Annotated in this window: 18 protein-coding genes; 15 read left to right on the top strand and 3 right to left on the bottom strand. The window is 68.4% G+C overall.

Annotated features, from left to right (window positions below; all coding sequences use genetic code 11):
* Window positions 1-104 precede the first annotated feature (104 nt).
* The 9 genes from WI26_RS13910 (at window position 105) to WI26_RS13870 (ending at window position 13,068) form a co-directional block, all read left to right on the top strand.
* Window positions 105-2,240, top strand: coding sequence for a 3-hydroxyacyl-CoA dehydrogenase NAD-binding domain-containing protein (locus WI26_RS13910; protein WP_069226425.1), 2,136 nt, complete (start codon window positions 105-107; stop codon window positions 2,238-2,240).
* Between the two features lie 29 nt (window positions 2,241-2,269).
* Window positions 2,270-3,466, top strand: coding sequence for an acyl-CoA dehydrogenase family protein (locus WI26_RS13905; protein WP_059511903.1), 1,197 nt, complete (start codon window positions 2,270-2,272; stop codon window positions 3,464-3,466).
* Window positions 3,467-3,479: 13 nt separating this feature from the next.
* On the top strand, window positions 3,480-4,625 hold the full coding sequence (locus WI26_RS13900) for an acyl-CoA dehydrogenase family protein (protein ID WP_069226200.1): 1,146 nt from the start codon (window positions 3,480-3,482) through the stop codon (window positions 4,623-4,625).
* Between the two features lie 30 nt (window positions 4,626-4,655).
* On the top strand, window positions 4,656-5,861 hold the full coding sequence (locus tag WI26_RS13895) for a CaiB/BaiF CoA transferase family protein (RefSeq protein WP_069226199.1): 1,206 nt from the start codon (window positions 4,656-4,658) through the stop codon (window positions 5,859-5,861).
* A 102-nt stretch (window positions 5,862-5,963) separates the two neighbouring features.
* A complete protein-coding gene (locus WI26_RS13890; protein ID WP_059541232.1) occupies window positions 5,964-6,269 on the top strand; it encodes a DUF485 domain-containing protein in 306 nt (101 codons plus the stop codon).
* Window positions 6,270-6,280: 11 nt separating this feature from the next.
* Entirely contained in the window at window positions 6,281-7,966 is a 1,686-nt protein-coding gene (gene actP, locus WI26_RS13885; RefSeq protein ID WP_069226424.1) for a cation/acetate symporter ActP, read from the top strand.
* 353 nt (window positions 7,967-8,319) lie between these two features.
* On the top strand, window positions 8,320-9,609 hold the full coding sequence (locus WI26_RS13880; RefSeq protein WP_059465912.1) for a dicarboxylate/amino acid:cation symporter: 1,290 nt from the start codon (window positions 8,320-8,322) through the stop codon (window positions 9,607-9,609).
* Between the two features lie 4 nt (window positions 9,610-9,613).
* Entirely contained in the window at window positions 9,614-11,632 is a 2,019-nt protein-coding gene (locus tag WI26_RS13875; protein ID WP_059541233.1) for a sensor histidine kinase, read from the top strand.
* A gap of 80 nt (window positions 11,633-11,712) precedes the next feature.
* Window positions 11,713-13,068, top strand: coding sequence for a sigma-54-dependent transcriptional regulator (locus tag WI26_RS13870; protein ID WP_059465914.1), 1,356 nt, complete (start codon window positions 11,713-11,715; stop codon window positions 13,066-13,068).
* 97 nt (window positions 13,069-13,165) lie between these two features.
* Here WI26_RS13870 and WI26_RS13865 read toward each other — a convergent pair whose 3' ends face one another.
* The gene (locus tag WI26_RS13865) at window positions 13,166-13,702 is read right to left on the bottom strand and encodes a peroxiredoxin family protein (RefSeq protein ID WP_059465915.1); all 537 of its coding nucleotides are present in this window, start codon (window positions 13,700-13,702) and stop codon (window positions 13,166-13,168) included.
* A gap of 163 nt (window positions 13,703-13,865) precedes the next feature.
* Between WI26_RS13865 and WI26_RS13860 the strand changes: the two genes are divergently transcribed.
* The gene (locus tag WI26_RS13860) at window positions 13,866-14,438 is read left to right on the top strand and encodes a hypothetical protein (protein ID WP_059511907.1); all 573 of its coding nucleotides are present in this window, start codon (window positions 13,866-13,868) and stop codon (window positions 14,436-14,438) included.
* A 333-nt stretch (window positions 14,439-14,771) separates the two neighbouring features.
* Here the strand turns inward: WI26_RS13860 and WI26_RS13855 are convergent, their stop codons facing one another.
* Window positions 14,772-16,322 carry a YifB family Mg chelatase-like AAA ATPase gene (locus WI26_RS13855; protein WP_420480778.1) on the bottom strand — a complete coding sequence of 517 codons (1,551 nt, stop codon included), beginning with the start codon at window positions 16,320-16,322 and terminating at the stop codon, window positions 14,772-14,774.
* 339 nt (window positions 16,323-16,661) lie between these two features.
* On the bottom strand, window positions 16,662-16,913 hold the full coding sequence (locus WI26_RS13850; RefSeq protein WP_006398174.1) for an accessory factor UbiK family protein: 252 nt from the start codon (window positions 16,911-16,913) through the stop codon (window positions 16,662-16,664).
* Between the two features lie 355 nt (window positions 16,914-17,268).
* On the opposite strand from WI26_RS13850, the gene WI26_RS13845 reads away from it, so the two are divergent.
* From WI26_RS13845 to WI26_RS13825, 5 genes are all read left to right on the top strand, one after another.
* Entirely contained in the window at window positions 17,269-17,607 is a 339-nt protein-coding gene (locus WI26_RS13845; RefSeq protein WP_006398175.1) for a P-II family nitrogen regulator, read from the top strand.
* Between the two features lie 33 nt (window positions 17,608-17,640).
* A complete protein-coding gene (locus WI26_RS13840; protein ID WP_069226198.1) occupies window positions 17,641-19,155 on the top strand; it encodes an ammonium transporter in 1,515 nt (504 codons plus the stop codon).
* A 242-nt stretch (window positions 19,156-19,397) separates the two neighbouring features.
* On the top strand, window positions 19,398-20,687 hold the full coding sequence (gene gshA / locus WI26_RS13835; protein ID WP_059451518.1) for a glutamate--cysteine ligase: 1,290 nt from the start codon (window positions 19,398-19,400) through the stop codon (window positions 20,685-20,687).
* Window positions 20,688-20,712: 25 nt separating this feature from the next.
* Window positions 20,713-21,669, top strand: coding sequence for a glutathione synthase (gshB, locus tag WI26_RS13830; protein ID WP_059464435.1), 957 nt, complete (start codon window positions 20,713-20,715; stop codon window positions 21,667-21,669).
* 231 nt (window positions 21,670-21,900) lie between these two features.
* Window positions 21,901-22,371 carry a PTS sugar transporter subunit IIA gene (locus tag WI26_RS13825; RefSeq protein WP_059451516.1) on the top strand — a complete coding sequence of 157 codons (471 nt, stop codon included), beginning with the start codon at window positions 21,901-21,903 and terminating at the stop codon, window positions 22,369-22,371.
* Window positions 22,372-22,404 lie beyond the last annotated feature (33 nt).

Below are 22,404 nucleotides of genomic sequence, written 5' to 3'. Positions count from 1 at the left end.
ACGCCGGATCGTTTCCCGCCGCGCGGCACCAGGCTCGGGAGCCGGCATCGCTCGCCGGCCCGATGACCGATCCCGCCCGCGCGGCGCACCGCACTGGAGACACGATGAATTCACCCGCTTCCCCCGAATCCTCCCAAGCCGGCACCGTCACGCGCGAACGGCGCGACAAGGTGCTCGTCGTCACGATCGACCATCCGCCCGTCAACGCGCTGTCCGCCGACGTGCGGCGTGGCCTCGCCGACGCATTGGACGCCGCGCAGGCCGACGACGCGATCCGCGCGGTGCTGATCGTCGGCGCCGGCCGCAATTTCATCGCGGGCGCCGACATCCGCGAATTCGGCAAGCCGCCGGTGCCGCCGTCGCTGCCCGACGTGTGCGAGCGGATCGAGTCGAGTGCGAAGCCGGTCGTGGTCGCGCTGCACGGCGCGACGCTCGGCGGCGGCCTCGAGGTCGCGCTCGCCGCGCATTACCGGCTCGCGGTGCCCGGCGCGAAGCTCGGCCTGCCCGAAGTCACGCTCGGCCTGCTGCCCGGCGCGGGCGGCACGCAGCGCACGCCGCGCCTGATCGGTGCGAAGGCCGCGCTCGACCTGATGCTGACGGGCCGTCACGCAAGCGCCGACGAAGCGCTCGCGCTCGGCCTCGTCGATCGCGTCGCGCACAGCGACGACACGCTCGCCGAAGGTCTCGCCTACGCGCAGGAACTCGTGTCGCTCGGCGCGCCGGCGCGGCGCACGCGCGATGCGCAAGGGCTTGCCGATCGCGCGGCCGCGCAGGCCGCGATCGACGCGGCGCGCGCCGAGTTGCCGAAGAAGTCGCGCGGGCTGTTCTCGCCGGCGAAGATCGTCGAAGCGGTCGAGGCGGCGCTCACGCTGTCGTTCGACGCGGGGATGAGGCTCGAGCGCAGCCTGTTCCTGCAATGCATCGACAGCCCGCAACGCGCGGGCCTCGTGCACGCGTTCTTCGCGGAACGCGAGGCGGCCAAGGCGCCCGAGGCGCGCCGCGCGAGCGCGCGTCCGGTCGAGCGGATCGGCGTGGTCGGCGGCGGCACGATGGGCGCAGGGATCGCGGTCGCGGCGCTCAACGCCGGGCTGCCGGTGACGATGATCGAGCGCGACGAAGCGTCGCTCGCGCGCGGCCGTGCGCATGTCGAGAAGGTGTACGACGCGCTCGTCGCGAAGGGGCGGATGACGCCGGCCGCGCATGCGGCGCGTCTCGCGCGCTTCAAGGGCAGCACGTCGTACGACGCGCTCGCGCAGGCCGACGTCGTGATCGAGGCCGTGTTCGAGGACATGGCCGTGAAGAAGGCCGTATTCGCCGAACTCGCGCGCGTATGCAAGCCGGGCGCGGTACTCGCGACCAACACGTCGTATCTCGACATCGACGAGCTGGCCGCCAGCATCGACCGGCCGGCCGACGTGATCGGCCTGCATTTCTTCTCGCCGGCCAACGTGATGAAGCTGCTCGAGATCGTCGTGCCGGCGCGCGCGAGCGCGGACGTCGTCGCGACCGCGTTCGCGCTGGCCAAACAGCTGAAGAAGACGCCGGTGCGCGCGGGTGTGTGCGACGGTTTCATCGGCAACCGGATCCTCGCCGTCTACCGAACGGCGGCCGATTACCTGATGGAAGACGGCGCGTCGCCGTACCAGATCGATCGCGCGGTACGCGAATTCGGCTTCCCGATGGGGCCGTTCCAGGTTGTCGATCTGGCGGGCGGCGACATCGGCTGGGCGACCCGCAAGCGCCGCGCGGCAACCCGCGACCCGCGCGCGCGTTACGTGGAAATTTCCGACCGGCTGTGCGAGCGCGGCTGGTTCGGGCAGAAGACCGCGCGCGGCTACTACCTGTATCCCGACGGCGCGCGCGCCGGCACGCCGGACCCGGAAGTCGAGGCGATCGTCGCCGACGAGCGCGCGAAGAAGGGCATCACGCCGCGCACGTTCACCGACGACGAGATCATGCGCCGCTACCTCGCGGCGATGATCAACGAAGGCGCGAACGTCGTGCACGAGAAGATCGCGCTGCGCCCGCTCGACGTCGACGCGGTGTTCCTGTACGGCTACGGCTTCCCGCGCTATCGCGGCGGCCCGATGCACTACGCGGATACGGTCGGCCTCGCGAACGTGCTCGCCGACATCCGCGCGTTCGCGAAGGAGGATCCGCTGTTCTGGAAGCCGTCGCCGCTGATCGTCGAGCTGGTCGAGCGCGGCGCGGATTTCGCGAGCCTGAACCATATCGACTGAACGCCCACCGCATTCGCAACGGACTTACGATGGACCTCAATTTCACACCCGAAGAGGAGGCGTTCCGCACGGAAGTGCAGCGCTTTCTCGCCGCCGAACTGCCCGCGCGCATCGCGCGCAAGGTAAAGGGCGGCCTGCATCTGACGCGCGACGACATGCGCGAATGGCACGCGATCCTCAATGCGCGCGGCTGGCTCGCGAGCCACTGGCCGCGCGAGTACGGCGGCCCCGGCTGGAGCGTCGCGCAGAAATTTCTGTTCGACAACGAATGCGCGCTCGCGGGCGCGCCGCGCATCGTGCCGTTCGGCGTGAACATGCTCGGGCCCGTGCTGATCAAGTACGGCAGCGACGCGCAGAAGCGCCACTGGCTGCCGCGCATTCTCGACGGCACCGACTGGTGGTGCCAGGGCTATTCGGAACCGGGCGCCGGTTCCGACCTCGCGTCGGTGAAGACGAGCGCGGTGCGCGACGGCGACCACTATGTCGTGAACGGCCAGAAGACATGGACCACGCTCGGCCACTACGCGAACATGATCTTCTGCCTCGTGCGCACCGCGACCGACGTGCGCAAGCAGGAGGGCATCAGCTTCCTGCTGATCGACATGACGACGCCGGGCGTCGAAGTGCGCCCGATCATCACGCTCGACGGCGAGCACGAGGTGAACGAGGTGTTCTTCACCGACGTGCGCGTGCCTGTGGAGAACCTGGTCGGCGAAGAGAATCGCGGCTGGACCTACGCGAAATACCTGCTCACGTACGAGCGCACCAACATCGCCGGGATCGGCTTCTCGACGGCCGCGCTCGAGCGGCTGCGCACGGTCGCCGCGAAGGTCACGAAGAACGGCCGGCCGCTCGCGGACGATCCGTTCTTCGCGGCGCGCGTTGCGCGCGTCGAGATCGAGCTCGAGAACATGCGCACGACCAACCTGCGCGTGCTGGCCGCCGTCGCGGGCGGCGGCGTGCCGGGCGCGGAGAGCTCGATGCTGAAGATTCGCGGCACGCAGATCCGCCAGGAGATCACCGCGCTGATGCGCCGCGCGATGGGGCCATACGCGCAGCCGTTCGTCGAGGAGGCGCTCGACGCCGATCACGACGGCGAGCCGCTCGGCCCGGAGGGGGCCGCGAGCGCCGCGCAGCAGTATTTCAACAACCGCAAGCTGTCGATCTTCGGCGGCTCGAACGAGATCCAGAAGAACATCATCGCAAAGATGATGCTCGGGCTGTAACGAGGACGCGACGATGGATTTCCAGCACACAGAAGACCGCCGGATGCTGGCGGACACGTTGAACCGGTTCATCGCCGAACGGTATGCGTTCCCCGTGCGCGACCGCATCGCCCAGTCGGCCGACGGATTCGATCGCGCGATGTGGCGGCGCTTCGCCGAACTTGGCGCGATCGGCGCGCTGTTTCCCGAAGCCGACGGCGGCTTTGGCGGCACGGGTTTCGACATCGCCGTGGTGTTCGAATGTCTCGGGCGCGGGCTCGTCGTCGAGCCGTTCCTCGGTGCGCTGCTCGCAGGGCGCGCGCTTTCGCTCGCCGGCGGCGACGCGCATCGCGACAAGCTCGCCGCGCTGATCGACGGCAGCGCGAGCGCCGCGTTCGCGCACGACGAACCGGGCTCGCACTACGAATTGACGACGGTGCGCACGCGCGCCGAGCGCACTGCCGGCGGCTGGGTGCTGACCGGTGCGAAGGGCGTCGTCGACCAAGGCGCGCAGGCGGCGTTCTTCGTCGTCAGTGCGCGTGTGTCCGGCGATGACGACGACGCGGCCGGCATCGGCCTGTTCGTCGTGCCGGCCGACGCACCGGGCGTGTCGCTGCGCGACTACCGGAAGATCGACGGCGGCCGCGCGGCAGAAGTGCGCTTCGCGCGCGTCGTGTTGCCGGCCGATGCCGCGCTCGGCGCGCCGGATTCTGATGACGGAGAAGCCGGCGCCATACTGCTCGAACATGTGCTCGGCTACGGGCTGCTCGCGCTGTCGGCGCAGGCGCTCGGCGCGATGGACGTCGCGAAGGACGCGACGCTCGACTACCTGCGCACGCGCAAACAGTTCGGGCTGCCGATCGGCAGCTTCCAGGCGTTGCAGCACCGGATGGCCGACCTGCTGCTGGAAGTGGAGCAGGCGCGCTCGGCGGTGATCAACGCGGCCGCGCAGCTCGATGCGCCGCGCGTCGCGCGCGAGCGCGCGCTCGCCGCGGCGAAATACAGCATCGGCCGGATCGGCACGCTCGTCGCCGAGGAAAGCATCCAGCTGCACGGCGGGATCGGGATGACGTGGGAGCTGCCGCTGTCGCATTACGCGAAGCGGCTCGTGATGATCGATCACCAGCTCGGCGACGAGGATCATCATCTCGCGCGCTACATCGCGCTGTCGAAACAGTAAACGCATACGACGCGAATGGAGGAGACAAGGATGACGAACGACCCGCGCGCATTGCCGCTGGCCGGCGTGAAGGTGCTCGATTTCTCGCGCGTGCTCGCGGGCCCGTGGAGCGCGATGGTGCTCGCCGATTTCGGCGCGGACGTGATCAAGGTCGAGCATCCGGCGCGCGGCGACGACACGCGCGACTGGGGGCTGCGGATCGGCGAGACCGAGACGACCTACTTCAACAGCGTGAACCGCAGCAAGCGGTCGATCTGCGTCGACCTGCAGACCGAGGAAGGGCAGCGCATCGCCCGCGAGCTGGCCGCGCAGGCCGACGTGCTGATCCACAACTTCAAGTTCGGCGGCGCCGAGAAGCTGGGCCTCGGCTACGACGCGCTGGCCGAATTGAATCCCCGGCTCGTGCATTGCGCGATTTCCGGCTACGACCGCTCGGGCCCCGAGGCCGCACGGCCAGGCTACGATCTCGTCGTCCAGGGTGAGGCCGGGCTGATGGCGCTGAACGGCGAGGCCGGCCAGCCGCCGCTGAAGTTCGGCGTCGCGGCGGTCGACCTGTTCACCGGCATGTATTCGGCGCAGGCGATCCTCGCCGCGTTGTACGAGCGCCATACGACCGGGCGCGGACGGCGCATCGAGATGGCGCTGTTCGACTGCGGGCTGATGATCACCGCGTATTACGGGCTCGATGCGTTGCTGATGGGCGAGGATCCGCCGCGCTACGGCAACGCGCATCCGTCGATCGTGCCGTACGGCGTGTTCGACGCGGCCGACGGCCCGCTCGTGATCACGGTCGGCAACAACATGCAGTTCGCGCGTTTTTGCGATGCGATCGAGCGGCCCGACCTCGCCGCGGACGACCGCTACCGGACCAATCTCGGCCGCTCGGAGAACCGCGCCGCGCTGCTGCCGGAAATTCGCAGCGAACTCGCGCGGCGGCCGCGCGCGATGCTGCTCGCGGCACTCGCCGATGCTGGCATTCCGTGCGGCGAGGTGCTCGGCCTGCACGACGCGCTCACGTCGGAGCGCGCGACCCGCGCGGGGCTCGTCACACGGCAGCCGCATCCGGTCGCGGGCGGCGTCGACGTGCTCGCACCGCCATACCGCTTCGACGGCGCGCGGCTGCCGGTGCGCGGTGCGCCGCCGGTGCTCGGCGCCGATACGGACGACGTGCTCGGCAGCTGGCTCGGACTGTCGCCCGACGCGCTGACGCAACTGCGCGCGGACCGCGTCGTGTAACGCGTTTCATGTATTGCCGCCGCGGCGCGGGCGGAGCAGTCGATGCGCGCCGACCATCCATAAGACACGCCTCGCGAACGACGAGGGGACATTGGAGACACCATGGAGCATTGCGTCATCGAATCGGTCACGGCGCGCCGTGACTACCAGCAGCTCGTGCGTGCGCGGCGCCGCTTCAGCTTCACGCTGACGGCGCTGATGATCGCCACCTACTACGGCTTCATCCTGCTCGTCGCGCTTGCCCCGCAGGTGCTGGCCACGCCGCTGTACCGCGGCGCGACCACCACGGTCGGGATCGTCGCGGGCGTCGCGATCATCCTGGTCGCGATCGGCCTGACCGCGTGCTACGTGCTGCGCGCGAATCGTGCGTTCGACCGCCGCGTCGACGCGATCCTGCAACGTTCGTGACGGAGGCCGACATGCGACGCATCTCGAGCGCGCTCGGCGCGCTGGCCGTTCTCGTTTCCTCCACCGCGCGCGCGAGCGCCGTCGCGGGGCCAATGCCCGACAAGGTCGAGCTGAACCCGGTCGCGATCGCGATGTTCTTCGCGTTCGTGTTCGCGACGCTCGCGCTCACGCGCTGGGCCGCTCGCCGCACGCGCTCGACGCGCGACTTCTACACGGCCGGCGGCGGCATCACCGGGCTGCAGAACGGGCTCGCGATCGCGGGCGACTACATGTCGGCCGCGTCGTTCCTGGGGCTGTCGGGGATGGTGTTCATGTTTGGCTTCGACGGACTGATCTACTCGATCGGCTTCCTCGTCGGCTGGCCGTTCGTGATGTTCCTGATCGCCGAGCCACTGCGCAACCTCGGCAAGTTCACGTTCGTCGACGTCGTCGCGTACCGCTTCGCGCAACGACCGATCCGGCTGCTGACGTCCGCGAACGCGCTGACGATCGTCGTGCTGTACCTGGTCGTGCAGATGGTCGGCGCGGGCAAGCTGATCCAGCTGCTGTTCGGGCTGTCGTACGGCACGGCCGAGCTGATCGTCGGCGTGCTGATGGTCGTGTACGTGTTCTTCGGCGGGATGACCGCGACCACCTGGGTGCAGGTGATCAAGGCCGTGCTGCTGCTGTGCGGTGCGACGCTGCTCGCGTTGCTCGCGCTGGGCGAGTTCGGCTTCAGCGTCGACGAGATGTTCCGCCGCGCGGTGGCCGTGCATCCGGGCGCGCTGTCGATCATGGGGCCCGGCAAGCTGATCCGCGATCCGGCCAACGCGCTGTCGCTCGGCATCGCGCTGATGTTCGGCACGGCCGGCTTCCCGCACATCCTGATGCGCTTCTTCACGGTGCCGAACGCGAAGGAGGCGCGCAAGTCGGTGCTCTACGCGACCGGCTTCATCGGCTACTTCTACCTGCTCACGTTCGTGATCGGCTTCTCGGCGATCGTGCTGCTCGCGCAGCATCCGGAATTTTTCCGGCTCGGCGCGAACGGCACCTTCAACCTCACGCACGACCTGCTCGGCGGCTCGAACATGGTCGCGGTGAAGCTCGCGCAGGCGGTCGGCGGCAACTGGTTCTACGGTTTCATCGCGGCCGTCACGTTCGCGACGATCCTCGCGGTGGTCGCCGGGCTGACGCTCGCCGGCGCGACCACGATCTCGCACGACCTGTACGCGCAGATGTGGGCGCGCGGCAAGCCCGACGAGCGGCTGGAGATGCGCATCTCGCGCGCGGCAACGATCGGGCTGTCCGCCGTCGCGATCGCGCTGTCGATCCTGTTCGAGCACGTCAACGTGGCGTTCATGGTCGGCCTCGTCGCGGCGGTGGCGGCCAGCGCGAATTTCCCGGTGCTCGCGATGTCGATCTTCTGGCGCGGGATGACGACGCGCGGCGCGGTGCTCGGCGGCGGCCTGGGCCTCGCGTCGGCGGTGGCGCTCACGGTGCTGTCGAAGTCGGTGTGGGTCGACGTGCTGCACCACGCGCATGCGCCGGTGTTTCTCGACAACCCGGCGCTCGTGTCGGTGCCGCTCGCGTTCGTCGGGATCGTCGTCGGCTCGCTCGCGGACCGCGGCGAGCGCGCGCGGCGCGAGCGCGAGGCTTTCGCGCGGCAGGAGTTCTACGCGCAGACGGGCGTGCTGGCCGGTGAGGCCGTGCAGCACTGATTCGTCAGATGAAATGACCGATCCGTCCGGATCGCCGGACGGATATTTTCCGGAAATCCGGAATCCCGGATTTCCTTGCTTGCCGCATTATGAGAAATACAATGAAAACAACGGCTTGAGGGATTCCGGAAACCTGGCATCGACCTTGCAATATGAAAAGCACGGCCATCCCCCGGCCCGACTATTAAACCAAGGAGACAATCGATGACCACTGCCTTCCATCCCCTCCGGACGTCCTGAGGCATCGCTTGTTGCGGCACGGCAGCCGCGCGGGCGAGTGACTTTTCCCCTGGGCATTCGTCCGCGCGCGTGACGCCGTTTCCACCGGCTCATCTACTTCAGCAGGAACCATCGTGAAGAAGAAACCCTTCTACAAAGTGCTCTATGTGCAGGTGATCTTCGCCATCATCGTCGGCGTGATCCTCGGCCACTACTATCCGGCGCTCGCCACCGACATGAAACCGCTCGGCGACGGCTTCATCAAGCTGATCAAGATGGTGATCGGACCGATCATCTTCTGCACGGTCGTCACCGGCATCGCCGGCATGGAGGACATGAAGAAGGTCGGCCGCGTCGGCGGCAAGGCGCTGCTGTACTTCGAGATCGTGTCGACCTTCGCGCTGCTGCTCGGCCTCGCGGCCACGCACATCCTGCGTCCGGGCGTCGGCTTCAACATCGATCCGGCGACGCTCGACGGCAAGGCCGTCGCATCGTACGCGGCGAAGGCGCACGGGCAGTCGACGGTCGATTTCCTGATGCACATCATCCCGAACACGATGGTCGATGCGTTCGCGCAGGGCGAAATCCTGCAGATCCTGCTGATCGCGCTGCTGTTCGGCAGCGTGCTCGCGCACCTCGGCGAACGCGGCAAGGTCGTCACCGACTTCATCGACGGCCTCACGCGCGTGCTGTTCGGCATCGTGCACATCGTCACGAAGCTGGCGCCGATCGGCGCGTTCGGCGCGATGGCGTTCACGATCGGCAAGTACGGCGTCGGCTCGCTGGTGCCGCTGCTCAAGCTGATCGGCACGTTCTACCTGACCTCGGTCGTGTTCGTGCTGGTCGTGCTCGGCGCGATCGCGCGCGCGACGGGCTTCTCGATCATCCGCTTCGTGTCGTACATCAAGGAAGAGCTGCTGATCGTGCTCGGCACGAGCTCGTCGGAAGCCGCGCTGCCGCAGCTGATGGAAAAGCTCGAGAAGGCCGGCTGCTCGCGCTCGGTGGTGGGCCTCGTCGTGCCGACCGGCTACTCGTTCAACCTCGACGGCACCAACATCTACATGACGATGGCCGTGCTGTTCATCGCGCAGGCGACCAACATCGAACTGACGTGGATGCAACAGCTCACGCTGCTCGCGGTCGCGATGCTGACGTCGAAGGGCGCGAGCGGCGTCACGGGCGCGGGCTTCATCACGCTCGCCGCGACGCTCGCCGTCGTGCCGACGATCCCGCTGTCGGGCATGGTGCTGATCCTCGGCATCGATCGCTTCATGAGCGAATGCCGCGCGCTGACCAACATCGTCGGCAACGGCGTCGCGACCGTCGTCGTGTCGGCCTGGGAGAAGGAGCTCGACCGCAACAAGCTGCGCCAGGCGCTGAAGGGCGGCGGCGAGGTCACGACGACCGAGACGGCCGGCGTCTGACGTCATGAAGGAGCAGGCGGCGGCGCCGCTCGCGGGCGGCGCGCCGCGCGGCGGCCCGGGCGAACGCGGCAGCGGTGCGGAGCCCTATGACACAATAGGCGATCCGCATCGCCAGGAAGTCACGTCCGTGAAGCGCCGCCTGCTCATCCTCGTCGTGCTTGCCGCCGCGCTCGCGGCGGCGTGCGCGCTGACGTGGACCATCACGTGGCGGCGCGGCGTCGCGGAGCTGCAGCGCAACGCCGCGGTGCGCGTCGACCGCACCACCAATGCGCTCAAGAGCACGCTCGACCGCTACGAGTCGCTGCCTTATCTGCTCGGCAGCCACCCGTACGTGCAGGACCTGCTCGCCGAGCCGAAGCGCGCCGATTTCACCGCGCGCGCGAACCGCTATCTCGAAGACCTCAACGAACACGCGCACGCGACCGTCACCTACGTGATCGGCGCGGACGGCCTGTGCGTCGCCGCCAGCAACTGGCGCGCGCCCGACAGCTTCGTCGGGACCGGATACCAGTTTCGCCCGTATTTCATCGATGCGATGGGCGGCCGGGTCGGCCGCTTCTTCGGGATCGGCACGATCTCGCGCGATCCCGGCTACTACATCTCGCAGCCGGTGTGGCGCGACGGCAGGATCGCGGGCGTCGTCGTCGTGAAGCTCAATCTCGAATGGTTCCAGGGCGCCGACGCGTCCGAGCCGCTCGTCGTCGCGGACGATCACGGCGTCGTGTTCCTGTCGTCCGTGCCCGCGTGGAAATACCACACGCTGCATCCGTTGACGGGGCCCGTCGCCGCGTCGATCTACGAGACGCGCCAGTACGCGCAGCAACCCGTCACGCCGCTGCCGCTGCGCGTCGAGCAGGTGCTCGACGCCGACGCGGAGATCGTGCGGCTCGGCCCCGGCCTGCGCGCGCCGCGCTTCCTCGCCAGCAAGCGGCGGATCGGCGAACCCGACTGGCTGCTGGTGACGCTCGCGCCGATCGCGCCCATCGACGCCGACGCGCGCAACGCGACGATCGTCACCGGCTTCGGCTTCGTGTCGGTCGCGTTGCTCGCGTTCTACTGGCGCATGCGCCGTGCACGCGTGCGCGAGATGATTCGCGGCCGCGCGCTGTTGCAGCAGGCGTATGCGGAGCTGAACCGGCGCGTCGAGGAGCGCACGGCCGACCTGTCGGAGGCGAACGAGCAATTGCAGAAGGAAGTCGGCGACCGGATCCGCGCGGAACAGGAATTGCGCGCCGCGCACGACGAGCTGATCCAGGCGAGCAAGCTCGCCGCGCTGGGCCAGATGGCGGCCGGCATCACGCATGAACTGAACCAGCCGCTCGCGGCGCTGCGCAGCTTCTCGGACAACACGCGCGTGCTGCTCGACCGCGGCGAGCAGGCGGCCGCACGCGAGAACCTCGAAGCGATCGCGGCGCTGACCGAGCGGATGGGCAAGATCACCAACCAGCTGAAGCTGTTCGTCGGCCGCGCGAAGCCGCGCAACGAACAGGCGCTTGTCGTGCGCGCGCTGCGCAGCGTGCTGTCGCTGCTCGGCGACCGGCTGAGCGGTGTCGCGCTCACGCTGACGCTGCAGGATGCGACCGTGTCGCCCGCGCGGGACGCACCGCTCGATCTCGCATGCGACTATCCGGAGCTCGTCGCCCGCTGCGAGGATCTGCGCCTCGAACAGGTGCTGATCAACCTGCTCGGCAACGCGCTCGACGCGGTCGCGGGCGTCGCGTCGCCGGCGATCGAAGTGACGATCGCGGTGTCGGTCGCGACGCTCGCGGTCGAGGTGCGCGACAACGGCCCGGGCATCGCGCCCGACTTGCTGCCGCGTCTGTTCGAACCGTTCTTCACGACCAAGGAAATGGGGCGCGGGCTCGGGCTGGGCCTCGCGATCTCGTCGTCGATCGCGAGCGACGCGGGCGGCGCGCTGACCGCGCGCAATGCACCGTCCGGCGGCGCGCTGTTCGTCTTGACGCTGCGGCGCGCGCGCACGCATCATCCGGACTCGGTGTCCGAGCCGGCGGGCTCGCACTAGGGTCCGTTCGCCGCACGACCGGCATCAACGAGAGCCGCGCGCACCAGCGCCGCGCGGCCTGTCAGGAGCAAGTGACCAAGATGGCCAACCGGCTGCAAGTGATCTATATCGAAGACGATGCGCTCGTTCGCCGGGCGAGCGTGCAGAGCCTCCAGCTCGCGGGGTTCGACGTCGTCGGGTTCGAATCGGCCGAGGCGGCCGACAAGGCGATCGTCGCGGAAACTGCCGGCGCGATCGTCAGCGACATCCGGCTGCCCGGTGCGAGCGGGCTCGACCTGCTCGCGCAGTGCCGCGAGCGCGTGCCCGACGTGCCGGTGATCCTCGTCACGGGCCACGGCGACATCTCGATGGCCGTGCAGGCGATGCGCGACGGCGCTTACGACTTCATCGAAAAGCCGTTCGCGGCCGAGCGGCTGATCGAGACCGTGCGGCGCGCGCTCGAGCGGCGCGAGCTCGTGCTCGAGAACCACGCGCTGCGTCGTGAGCTGGCCGGGCAGAACATCGTCGCGCCGCGCATCATCGGCCGCAGCCCGGCGATCGAACAGGTGCGCAAGCTGATCGCGAACGTCGCGCCCACCGACGCCTCGGTGCTGATCAACGGCGACACGGGCGCCGGCAAGGAGCTGATCGCGCGCAGCCTGCACGAGCTGTCGCCGCGTCGCGACAAGCCGTTCATCGCGGTGAACTGCGGCGCGCTGCCGGAGCCGATGTTCGAGTCGGAGATGTTCGGCTACGAGCCCGGCGCATTCACCGGCGCCGCGAAGCGTCGCGTCGGCAAGCTCGAATACGCATCCGGCGGCACGCTGTTCCTCGACGAAATCGAAAGCATGCCGCTCGCGCTGCAGGTGAAGCTCTTGCGCGTGCTGCAGGACGGCGTGCTCGAGCGGCTCGGCTCGAACCAGCCGATCCGCGTGAACTGCCGGGTCGTCGCGGCCGCGAAAGGCGACATGAGCGAGCTCGTTGCGGCCGGCACGTTCCGGCGCGACCTGCTGTACCGGCTCAACGTCGTGACGATCGCGCTGCCGCCGCTCGCCGAGCGCCGCGAGGACATCGTGCCGCTGTTCGAGCACTTCATGCTCGACGCGGCCGTGCGCTACGGGCGGCCGGCCCCCGTGCTGACCGACCGGCAGCGCGCGAGCCTGATGCAGCGCGACTGGCCCGGCAACGTGCGCGAGTTGCGCAATGCGGCCGACCGGTTCGTGCTCGGCGTCGCCGACATGCCGCAGGAAGCCGGTGCGGGCGGCGACGATGCCGAGAGCGACCAGACGCTGAAGGAGCGCATCGAGCAGTTCGAGCGCGCGGTGATCGCCGAGGCGCTGAACCAGACGGGTGGCGCGGTCGCCGCGACGGCCGACCGGCTGCATGTCGGCAAGGCGACGCTGTACGAGAAGATGAAGCGCTACGGGCTGTCGGCGAAAGGCGAAACCGAGCGCTGAAAAACAGACGGACCGCGGAACCGGGCTTGCCGGTCGGGCGGTCCGTGGAGCGGAGCGGGGTGCTGTGAGCGACCCCGCGAGTCTTGCCGTTTGGCGCTCAGGCCGCGTTGCCGTCGAGCGCCTTCTTGAGGAGCGCGTCGAGTTCCGCGAATTGCGGGGCGCCGACGTAGCGCTTCAGGATCTTGCCGTCCTTGTCGACGACGAAGGTCGTCGGCGTGAGCTGCACGTTGCCGAACTGCTTCGCGACGCTGCCGTCGTCGAGTGCGACCTTGAACGGCAGCTGGCGCGTCTGCGCATAGTTCGCGACGTACATCGGCGGATCGTAGTTCATCGCGACCGCGACGAATTCCAGTCCCTGGCCCTTGAAGCGATTGTAGGTATCGACCATCTGCGGCATTTCCTGCATGCAGGTCGCGCAGCTGGTCGCCCAGAAATTCACGAGGTAGACCTTGCCCTTCAGGTCGCCGGCCGTCGATACCTTCTGGCCCGACAGCAGCGTGAACGTGGCGTCCGGCACGGTGGACTTGCCGTTGAACGCGAAGAAGCCGGCAACGGCGATGGCCGCGACGACGACGGCCGCGGCGATATAGCGGGCGGGGCCGGTGCGGCGCTGGGCGGGAGGCGTGGTGTTCATCTGCGGTGCTCTCGGAGTCGGTCGATGACGCGGATCGATGCAAAGGACGTCGAAATTCGGCGCTCATTTTAGCGCGAATGCGGCGCACGCACCGGCGGCCGCCACGCATACCGGATGTCGGCTTCGGCGGATAATGGGCGTTTTGCCTGTCCCCATCACCGTCATGCCGAAGGAAGTCACCGATTCGTTGCGCCCCCTTTTTCGTCCGCTGCGACATGTCGCGGCGCTCGCGTGCGTGAGCGCTGCGCTGGCCGCGTGCTCGCCATCATATGACTGGCGTACGCTGCACAACGACGCCGGCTACACGATCGACCTGCCGGCGAAGCCTACCGTCGAGGACCAGCCGGTGGCAGTCGGCGGCGCGTCGATGCCGATGCGGATGCAGGCTGCGCACGTCGACGGAGCGGTGTTCGCGGTCGGCACGCTGACGCTGCCCGACGACCGCGACGAGACGCGCGGCGCCGCGCTCGAGTTTCTGCGGTCCGGGTTGTCGCGCAATCTCGAAGGTGTGCCGCAGACGGCCTCGGTGCCGGTGCCGCTCGCGGCCGGCGGCGCGGTGAACGGGCTCGAACTGCGAATCGCGGGCGCTGCCAGCGGCGGCGACCATTCGCACAAGACGATCGTCGCGCGGCTCGTGGCGCGGGGCCGGCACGCATACCAGGCCGTCGCGATCGCCGACCGGCCGCTCGCGCAGGAGCAGCTCGATCAGTTTTTCGGCTCGTTCAAACTTGACTGACAGCGGCCGGCGAGGGCGCTCAGACTCCCCGTGGCAATTGAAAGTTCATTCGCAGCTTTCGACGCTAATCGCCGGATTTTGCGGGGATTTTTCGGCTATCCACAGCGCATGTGGATAACTTTGTTGAAAAGTTGGCCGAATCTCCCGCAAAGCCGCGCCGGACGGCCTTCCCGCGTATTTGGCAGCCCACGCTCCCTTTTGGAAAAGTCAATAAAAACAAAGGGATATGAATTTCGCGACAAGAGGGTGCCCGCGCAGGATAACCGGGTCCAGGGTTCGTGAAATTGTGCATAAGTCAAGTCTTGACAGCCGTATTTTGTCCTCCAAAGGCGTTCACAGCGCCGTGAGCGCACGCCGGTAGCGGATCGCTTCGGCGATTTGCGCTGCGGTCGGCAACGGGTCGCCGGCCAGGTCGGCGATGGTGCGTGCGACCTTCAGCACACGGAAATACGCGCGCGCCGACCAGCCGAAGCGCTCGCCGGCCTCGCGCAGCAGCCGCTCGCCATCGTCGGTCGGCCGGCACAGGTCGTCGGTCTCGCGGCCGCTCAGCATGTGATTGGTCTTGCCCTGCCGATCGAGTTGCAACGCACGCGCGTGGGCGACCCGTGCGGCGACGGCTGCGCTCGGCTCGCCCGGTGCCGTCGCGCGTGACGCGAGTTCGGCCGGCGACAGCGCGGGCAGGTCGATCTGGATGTCGATCCGGTCGAGCAACGGGCCCGACAGCTTGCGCAGGTAGCGCGTGGCGGCATCCGGCGTGCAGCGGCAGCGCCCGGACGGATCGCCGTGCCAGCCGCACGGACACGGATTCATCGCAGCGATCAGCTGGCACGCAGCGGGGAAGTCGGCCTGCTGCGCCGCGCGCGAGATCGTGATGCGGCCCGCTTCCAGCGGTTCGCGCAGCATTTCCAGCACGTGCCGGTCGAATTCCGGCAACTCGTCGAGAAACAGCACACCGAGGTGCGCGAGCGTGATTTCGCCCGGCTGAGGCGGGTTGCGGCCGCCGACCAGCGCGGCGGCGCTCGACGAATGGTGCGGCGAGCGGAACGGGCGCCGCCGCCACTGCGAGGGCGAGAAGCCGATGCGGCTCGCGGAAAGGAGCGCGGCCGACGTCAGCGCTTCGTCGTCGGTCAGCGGCGGCAGGAGGCCGGGCAGCCGCGCGGCGAGCATCGACTTGCCGGCGCCGGGCGGCCCGATCATCAGCATGTGGTGGCCGCCTGCGGCCGCGACTTCGAGCGCGCGCCGCGCGCCGCGCTGGCCGACGACGTCCGCGAGATCGGGCGCGGCCGGCGCCGGCAGGCCGTCGAGGCAAGGCGCCGCGACTGGCGCGAGCCGGGCGTCCGGCGCGCCGGACAGGTGCGCGCATAGCGCAGGGAGGTCGGGCGCGCCGAACACGGTGACGCCCGGCACCAGCGCTGCCTCGGCCGCGCTGTCGAGTGGCAGGTACAGCTCGGGCGGTCGCGACACGGCTGTCACGCCGGATATCGCGACGCAATCGACGCCGGAATGGCCGCCGGAACCCGGAATGGAGCCGAGATCGGGATCGAAGTGCGCTCCGGCATGGCCCGCGCGCCAGTCGCGCGCCGCGCCGCACGCCATCGCGAACGCGCCGCGCATTGGCCGCAGCGCGCCGGTCAGCGACAGCTCGCCCGCGAATTCGCGGCCGTTCAGCGTATCGGCCGGGAGCTGGCCGTTCGCGGCGAGAATGCCGAGCGCGATCGGCAGGTCGAAGCGGCCCGATTCCTTTGGAAGGTCGGCCGGTGCGAGATTGACGGTGATGCGCCTGACGGGGAAGTCGAATCCGCAGTTCTGCAGTGCGGCGCGCACGCGCTCGCGGCTTTCGCGGACTTCGAGATCGGGCAGGCCGACGATCGAGAACGACGGCACCCGTTGGCAAGATGAACTTCGACGGTGACGTCCGGCGCGCGGCCGGCCGCCGGCGCGCGACTGCGCACCACGGCGAGCGACATGGCGAGGCTCCTGTAGGTGAATCGTGCGGGCAACGGCCGTTCGGGGCCGCATGCCGCGGGAATCGGAGGAATCGGTGCGCGCTGCCGGCGTGGCGCGGGAAAGAACGAGGAACGACGAACTGCGGGGAACGACGAACTGCCGAGAGCGAGGAACAGCGAAGCGCGACGGAACGGCTTGCTGACTGGCTGATTTCCGGGTGGCGGGCGCGGGCCGCACGAGGCGGCCCGCGCCCGGACCAGTTGGCCGGGTAGGGCGTCAGGCCTGGGACGCTGCGAGCTTCTGCTCGAGTTCCGCGACGCGCTTCTCGAGTTCCTCGAGACGCACGCGAGTGCGGGCGAGCACCTGTGCCTGCGTGTCGAACTCCTCGCGCGTGACGAGATCGAGCTTCGAGAAGCCTTGCGACAACATGGCCTTCACGTTGCGCTCGACGTCCTTGGCCGGCGAGTTTTTCAGCAGGTCGCTGACGCGCGACTGCAGGTCGTTGAAAACATCGCTGGGTTGCTTCATGAGATTTCCCTTCCTTGCACAAAAAATGTGCATCTTCCGTTGCATACGTGCCCATGATGCACGCATGACCGGAAATGGTGCGCCCGCGGCGCGATTTCCGGGCATGGCGCCCGCATGGGTGAATGGCCCGGCAAGCCGGGACGTGCGTGCACTCTAGCAACGATCCTTTCGGCGCGCCAGCAAACCGGGCCATGTTGGCCATTCGGCCGGGCTTTCGCACCTTTCAGCATTCGATGCGACCCTGTTCGGGAGCCGTTCGAGGCGGTGTTCGCACGCACATGGCATGCGAGTTGCTGAGAGGAGAGCGTCACACCATTCCAACCAATTCGACGGGACCACCCAGCGAGAGGACTTCATGAAACTCATTACCGCAATCATCAAGCCGTTCAAGCTCGATGAGACGCGCGAAGCGCTCTCAGCGCTCGGCGTCTCGGGCATCACGGTCACGGAGGTGAAGGGCTTCGGGCGCCAGAAGGGGCATACCGAGCTGTACCGGGGCGCCGAATACGTGGTCGATTTCCTGCCCAAGATGAAGATCGAGGCAGCCGTGTCCGACGATCTCGTCGATCAGGCGGTCGAGGCGATCGAGCGGGCCGCCCGCACCGGCAAGATCGGCGACGGGAAGATCTTCGTCACGCCGATCGAGCAAGTGATCCGGATCCGGACCGGGGAGACCGGCGCAGACGCGCTGTAACAGACAAAGACAAGCGACAAGAGGAAACCCGAGATGCGCAAACTTCTGATGTCCCTGCTGATGGCCGGCTCGCTGATCGCGGCCGGTGTCGGCCCCGCGCTCGCCGACGACGCGGCTTCCGCCGCCGCTGCGTCCGCGCCCGCCGCAACCGCGTCCGATGCGTCGGCCGCCGCCGCACCGGCCGCTTCGGCGCCGGCCGCCACGGACGCATCGGCGCCCGCCGCCGCCGCACCCGCTTCGGGCGCCGCCTCCGACGCAGCGGCCGCCGCCGCGGCGTCCGCGCCGGCCGCACCCGCCGCGCCGACCGAGCCGTTCTCCGTCGATTCGTCGAAGATCAGCGCCGGCGACACCGCGTGGATGCTGACGTCCACCGCGCTCGTGCTGTTCATGACGATTCCCGGCCTCGCGCTGTTCTACGCGGGCATGGTCCGCAAGAAGAACGTGCTCGCGACCGTGATGCAGAGCTTCGCGATCACCGCGGTGATCACGGTGCTGTGGACGGTGGTCGGCTACAGCCTCGCGTTCACGCCGGGCAACGGCTTCATCGGCGGGCTGTCGCGCGCGTTCCTGCACGGGATGACCTACGTGAAGGGCGACAAGGCGACCACGCTGACCGTCAGCCACCTGGCGACGACGATTCCGGAGTCCGTCTACTTCGTCTACCAGATGACCTTCGCGATCATCACGCCGGCGCTGATTTGCGGCGCGTTCGCCGACCGGATGAAGTTCTCGGCGATGCTCGTGTTCATGACGCTCTGGTCGCTGATCGTCTATGTGCCGATCGCGCATATGGTGTGGGAGCCGACCGGCTGGCTGTCGTCGGACGGCGTGCTCGACTTCGCGGGCGGCACGGTGGTGCACATCAACGCCGGTATCGCGGGCCTCGTGTCGTGCCTGATGCTCGGCAAGCGCGTCGGCTTCGGCCGTGAATCGATGGCGCCGCACAACCTCGTGCTGACGATGATCGGCGGCTCGATGCTGTGGGTCGGCTGGTTCGGCTTCAACGCGGGTTCCGCGGTCGCGGCCGACGGCCGTGCCGGCTTCGCGATGCTGACGACGCAAGTCGCGACGGCGTGCGCGGCGCTCGGCTGGATGTTTGCCGAATGGATCTCGCACGGCAAGCCGTCGGTGCTCGGCATCGTGTCGGGCGCGGTCGCGGGCCTCGTCGCGATCACCCCGGCCGCCGGCTTCGTCGGCGTGACGGGCGCGCTCGTGATCGGCATCGCGGCAGGCGTCGTGTGCTTCTGGTCGGCGACGTGGCTCAAGTCGAAGCTCGGCTACGACGATTCGCTCGATGCGTTCGGCGTGCACGGCGTGGGCGGGATTCTCGGCGCGCTGCTGACGGGCGTGTTCGCGGTCAAGGACATCGGCGGCGCCGACGGCAGCCTGCTGCTGCAGGCGAAGGGCGTGCTGATCACGCTGGTGTACAGCGGCGTGCTGAGCTTCGTGCTGCTGAAGCTGATCGACCTGACGATCGGCCTGCGCGTGACCGAAGAGGAAGAGCGCGAAGGCCTCGACGTGGTGCTGCACGGCGAGCACGTCGAATAAGTCGTACGGATGACGGCGGGTCGCCGCTCAGACGGCGCCCGCCCCGAATGAGCGCAGCGACTTCGGCCCGCCCACCCGGCGGGCTTTTTTTCTCCTGTCGCGTGCTGCCGTAGCGCATAACCCTTCACGCTATCGGGTCAATAGCCGAAAACTTCCTCCAAATCCTTGTGAAGCCGGGAACAATCCCCAAATGGGCAAGGCAATTGCTCTACAATCTTCATTCTCCCGCTCGCGAGTGATTCATGGTTCCCCACCTCGTTACCGCGTTGAACGGTCCGCTGCTTGAGCTCGAGCAGAAGATCCTCGACGCGACGCCGGCGATCGAACGCTGGTTCAGGCTCGAATGGCAGGAACACACCCCGCCGTTCTATTGTTCGGTGGACCTGCGCAACGCCGGTTTCAAGCTGGCGCCCGTCGACGCGAACCTGTTCCCCGGCGCGTTCAACAATCTGCCGTCCGAAGTGCTGCCGCTCGCCGTCCAGGCCGCGATGGCCGCGATCGAGAAGATCTGCCCGGACGCGAAGAACCTGCTCGTGATTCCCGAGCTGCCGACCCGCAACGCGTTCTACCTCGAAAACGTCGCGCGGCTCGCGACGATCATGCGTCAGGCCGGCCTGAACGTACGCTTCGGCTCGCTCGACCCGAGCATCACCGACATGACGCCGATCACGCTGGCCGACGGCCAGAAGATCGTGCTCGAGCCGCTCGAGCGTTCGCAGCGCCGGCTCGGCCTGAAGAATTTCGATCCGTGCTCGATCCTGCTGAACAACGACCTGTCGGCCGGCATTCCCGCCGTGCTGGAAAACCTGCACGAGCAGTACCTGCTGCCGCCGCTGCACGCGGGCTGGGCCGTGCGTCGCAAGTCGACGCATTTTTCGTGCTACGACGACGTCGCGAAGAAGTTCGCGAAGATGGTCGGCGTCGATCCGTGGATGGTGAATCCGTATTTCGCGCACGTCGAAGGCGTCGACTGGCAGGGCCATGAAGGCGAGCAGGCGCTCGCCGACGCGATCGACGGCGTGCTGAAGAAAATCGCACGCAAGTATCGCGAATACGGGATCAGCGAAAAGCCGTACGTCGTCGTGAAGGCCGACGCGGGCACGGCAGGGCGCGGCGTGATGACCGTGCACGACGCGGCCGAGATCGGCCGCATGTCGAAGGCCGAGCGCGCGCAGATGGCCGAGTCGAAGGCCGGCCTTGCGGTGCGCGACGTGATCGTGCAGGAAGGCGTCTATACGTTCGAGCGCGTCGGCGACGAAGTCGCGGAGCCGGTCGTGTACATGATCGACCGCTACGTGGTCGGCGGTTTCTACCGCACGCACGGCGGCCGCGAGCGCGACCAGAACCTGAACGCGCCCGGCATGCACTACGTGCCGCTCGGCTTCGAGCACACCGCGCTGCCGGATGCAGGAGCCAAGCCGGGCGCCGCGCCGCCGAACCGTTTCTACATGTACGGCGTCGTCGCGCGCCTGTCGCTGATCGCGTCGTCGATCGAACTGGAAAAGACCGATCCCGAAGCCATCCAGGTGTAACGGCTTCGCTACGTACAGGACCCGCATGGACATTCTCTTTATCGCCGACCCGCTCGAGCGCTTCAAGATCTACAAGGATTCGACCTACGCGATGATGGCGGAAGCCGCGCGGCGCGGGCATGCGGTGTATGCATGCCAGCCGCATCAGCTCGCGTGGACGGGCTCGGGCGTCGAGGCGGACGTGCAGCGCGTGACGATCGTCGGCGACACGGCCGATCTGCATCGTCATCCGTGGTTCGAGGCGGCCGCGCACGAATCGCGTCAGCTGACGTCGTTCGGCGCGGTGCTGATGCGCAAGGATCCGCCGTTCGACATGGAGTACGTGACGGCCACCTGGATGCTCGAGCTTGCCGAACGTGCGGGCGCACGCGTGTTCAACAAGCCCCAGTCGATCCGCGATCACTCGGAGAAGCTCGCGATCGGCGAGTTTCCGCAGTTCGTCGCGCCGACGCTCGTCACGCGCGACGCCGCGCGCCTGCGTGCGTTTCACGCCGAGCATGGCGACGTGATCGTGAAGCCGCTCGACGGCATGGGCGGGATGGGTGTGTTCCGCGTGAAGGCCGACGGGATGAATCTCGGCGCGATCATCGAGATGCTCGGCCACGACGGCACGCGCTCGCTGATGATCCAGAAGTTCATTCCCGAGATCACGGCCGGCGACAAACGCATTCTGCTGATCGCGGGCGAGCCGGTGCCGTATTCGCTCGCGCGGATTCCGCAGGGCAGCGAAGTGCGCGGCAATCTCGCCGCGGGCGGGCTCGGCGTCGCGCAGCCGCTGACGCCGCGCGACCGCGAAATCGCCGAGACGCTGGGGCCGGTGCTCGCCGCGCGCGGGCTGCTGCTGGTCGGGCTCGACGCGATCGGCGACTGGCTGACCGAGGTGAACGTGACGAGCCCGACGTGCTTCCGCGAAATCATGGAGCAGACGGGTTTCGACGTCGCCGCGATGTTCATCGACGCGCTGGAGCGGGCGGCTGCATAGCCCGCTTCCCGCGCAAGCCCGGCGGCGGCCGCGCAGGTCCCCCGTCGCCGGAGCGGTTCGACCGGCCTGCTACAATGCCCGCTCGCCCGGTGCCGCGACCAGCGGGCCGAAGGCCCGGCGGTCGGGCCGAAACCGTTGCAAGGCTGAACATGAAACGATTCCCTCACTCGCTACGCTCGTTGCCCCGCTGCGGGGCGTCGGCCCGCCAGGGGCGGCCGGGGGCAGTCTGACATGGCCGGGATTCTGATCATCGCGCACGCCCCGCTCGCCACCGCGCTGCGGGACTGCATCGCGCATATCTACGGCGGCGTGCCCGCGCGCATCGGCTGCATCGACGTGCTGGCGGACAGCGATCCCGCCCAGGTGATGGCGTTCGCACATGCGGAGCTCGCGCGGCTCAGGGAAGAGAACGGCGTCGTCGTGCTGACCGACATGTACGGCGCGACGCCCGCGAACATCGCAGGCCAGCTCGCGAAGCTCGACAACGTGCGCGTGCTGGCGGGCGTGAACCTGCCGATGCTGGTGCGGGCCGTCTGCTACCGTACCGTGCCGCTCGACAAGCTCGTCGACAAGGCGCTGTCCGGCGGCGCGAAGGGCGTCCACGAGGTGTCGGCCGGCACGCCGCCGCCGCCGTCGGAAACCGGCTGCGGCCAGTGCGCGCCGATTCCGCCCGAGCCGCAACCGCGCACCGAATCGCACTGACCGCCCCCGTTTTCCGTTTTAGACTGACCCGCC

The organism is Burkholderia diffusa, from assembly GCF_001718315.1.
In the GTDB taxonomy this organism is placed as follows: domain Bacteria; phylum Pseudomonadota; class Gammaproteobacteria; order Burkholderiales; family Burkholderiaceae; genus Burkholderia; species Burkholderia diffusa_B.
The sequence above is the reverse complement of the archived record's forward strand: the minus strand, read 5'-3'. Positions and strand labels throughout refer to the sequence as shown.

Coding starts and splice junctions, on each gene's coding strand:
- WI26_RS13850 (WP_006398174.1), bottom strand. CDS start 16,913: ATGAAGCAACCCAGCGATGTTTTCAACGACCTGCAGTCGCGCGTCAGC.
- WI26_RS13910 (WP_069226425.1), top strand. CDS start 105: ATGAATTCACCCGCTTCCCCCGAATCCTCCCAAGCCGGCACCGTCACG.
- WI26_RS13905 (WP_059511903.1), top strand. CDS start 2,270: ATGGACCTCAATTTCACACCCGAAGAGGAGGCGTTCCGCACGGAAGTG.
- gshB (WP_059464435.1), top strand. CDS start 20,713: ATGGACATTCTCTTTATCGCCGACCCGCTCGAGCGCTTCAAGATCTAC.
- WI26_RS13825 (WP_059451516.1), top strand. CDS start 21,901: ATGGCCGGGATTCTGATCATCGCGCACGCCCCGCTCGCCACCGCGCTG.
- WI26_RS13860 (WP_059511907.1), top strand. CDS start 13,866: ATGCCGAAGGAAGTCACCGATTCGTTGCGCCCCCTTTTTCGTCCGCTG.
- WI26_RS13900 (WP_069226200.1), top strand. CDS start 3,480: ATGGATTTCCAGCACACAGAAGACCGCCGGATGCTGGCGGACACGTTG.
- WI26_RS13870 (WP_059465914.1), top strand. CDS start 11,713: ATGGCCAACCGGCTGCAAGTGATCTATATCGAAGACGATGCGCTCGTT.
- actP (WP_069226424.1), top strand. CDS start 6,281: ATGCGACGCATCTCGAGCGCGCTCGGCGCGCTGGCCGTTCTCGTTTCC.
- WI26_RS13895 (WP_069226199.1), top strand. CDS start 4,656: ATGACGAACGACCCGCGCGCATTGCCGCTGGCCGGCGTGAAGGTGCTC.
- gshA (WP_059451518.1), top strand. CDS start 19,398: ATGGTTCCCCACCTCGTTACCGCGTTGAACGGTCCGCTGCTTGAGCTC.
- WI26_RS13875 (WP_059541233.1), top strand. CDS start 9,614: ATGAAGGAGCAGGCGGCGGCGCCGCTCGCGGGCGGCGCGCCGCGCGGC.
- WI26_RS13890 (WP_059541232.1), top strand. CDS start 5,964: ATGGAGCATTGCGTCATCGAATCGGTCACGGCGCGCCGTGACTACCAG.
- WI26_RS13865 (WP_059465915.1), bottom strand. CDS start 13,702: ATGAACACCACGCCTCCCGCCCAGCGCCGCACCGGCCCCGCCCGCTAT.
- WI26_RS13840 (WP_069226198.1), top strand. CDS start 17,641: ATGCGCAAACTTCTGATGTCCCTGCTGATGGCCGGCTCGCTGATCGCG.
- WI26_RS13845 (WP_006398175.1), top strand. CDS start 17,269: ATGAAACTCATTACCGCAATCATCAAGCCGTTCAAGCTCGATGAGACG.